The 1,367-nt window shown below is 40.3% G+C and carries 1 protein-coding gene; it reads right to left on the reverse strand.

Features of this window, described 5'->3' with window-relative positions; translation table 11 throughout:
- Positions 1-213: 213 nt before the first annotated feature.
- Positions 214-1,167, reverse strand: coding sequence for an ABC transporter permease (locus AC1DWB_RS35255; RefSeq protein ID WP_477545721.1), 954 nt, complete (start codon positions 1,165-1,167; stop codon positions 214-216).
- Positions 1,168-1,367: the final 200 nt, after the last annotated feature.

The following is a 1,367-nucleotide window of genomic DNA, read 5'->3' on the forward strand; positions in this document are numbered from 1 at the left end:
GGTCTGGATAGCCGAATTGCTGCTGAATGCATTGGCAATTGCATTTAAGAATGGAAATAAACAGAGAAATGTAAAAAATGTGATCAATGAATAGTTGACGATATGAAAGCTAATGTCCCAGCCAGAATCTGTGCCCATTAGCCGCCTTCTTTTTCTTGGCGTGCTTGTATTCTGCATCTTGTTTCCTCCCTGAATAATATGAAAGCGTCTTGTCTACCACAATCCTTCATGACCGAGCTTTCTTGCCGTATAGTTGGCAATCAGGATAAGTATTAGACTAATAACGGATTGAACCATGCCGACCGCCGTTGTAAGCGAGAATGAACCTTGTCGAATACCCAATTCATACATACCGATACTGATAACAGTAGACACATCGCTGACAATTGGATTCGCTAGAGCATAAGGGTGTTCAAATCCGATCGATACCATGCCCCCAATATTAAAAATAAGTAATATGGCAACGGTTGGCATAATACCAGGTATTGTAATATGCTTAATGCGCTTCCACCTTCCCGCTCCGTCCATGATTGCAGCCTCATAGAGAGAAGGATCGATTGTTGTCATTGCAGCGAGGTACAGAATCGTTCCCCACCCTGCCCCTTGCCATATGGACGACATGGTGTAGATGGCAATCCACCATGGTTGGCTTGACATAAAATAAACTTCAGGCAAACCAACCCATCGCATAATTTCATTTACGATACCATGCTTGGGTGACAATATCTGATAAATCATCCCTCCAAGAATGATCCAGGACAAGAAATGCGGTAAATACAAGAGAGATTGACTGATACGCTTGAAATATTTGGCACGGATCTCATTCAACATAATCGCTAGAATAATCGGTGCTGGAAACCCAAAGATCAATCCAACAATATTCAGCGTGAGCGTATTTCTCACCCATTTTGTAAAATCAGGCAGTTGGACCATGTCTTTAAAATTTTGCAATCCCACCCAATCACTCTCTATGATACCTTTAAAAATGTTATAATCCTTAAAGGCGATGACTAGACCTAGCATGGGTATATAACTAAAGACGATAAAGAAAACAAATGCAGGTATTAAGTATAAATACAAGTCATAGTTTTTCTTTAACTCTTTCTTTATGTTGACTTTATCCGTCTTATAAATTGGGGCGCTTATTTCTTTCGTTGGTAATTCCACTGAACCACTACCTCCCTAGCTTGAATTATTGTCTTAATACGTGGTTCCTTGTTATTATCATCAATAAGAATTATTGTAATAAGGATGCACTATTGATGTTAGTCGGCGCCCTTGCTTTTTGAGTTGTAAAAAAGTTTAGCCGAGGAGCTGGTGACGTGGCTTTCATCTCTTCTCTCCCTCATCCCTATAAGTTCAGAGGC

This window comes from Paenibacillus sp. P4_E11 (genome assembly GCF_056401635.1).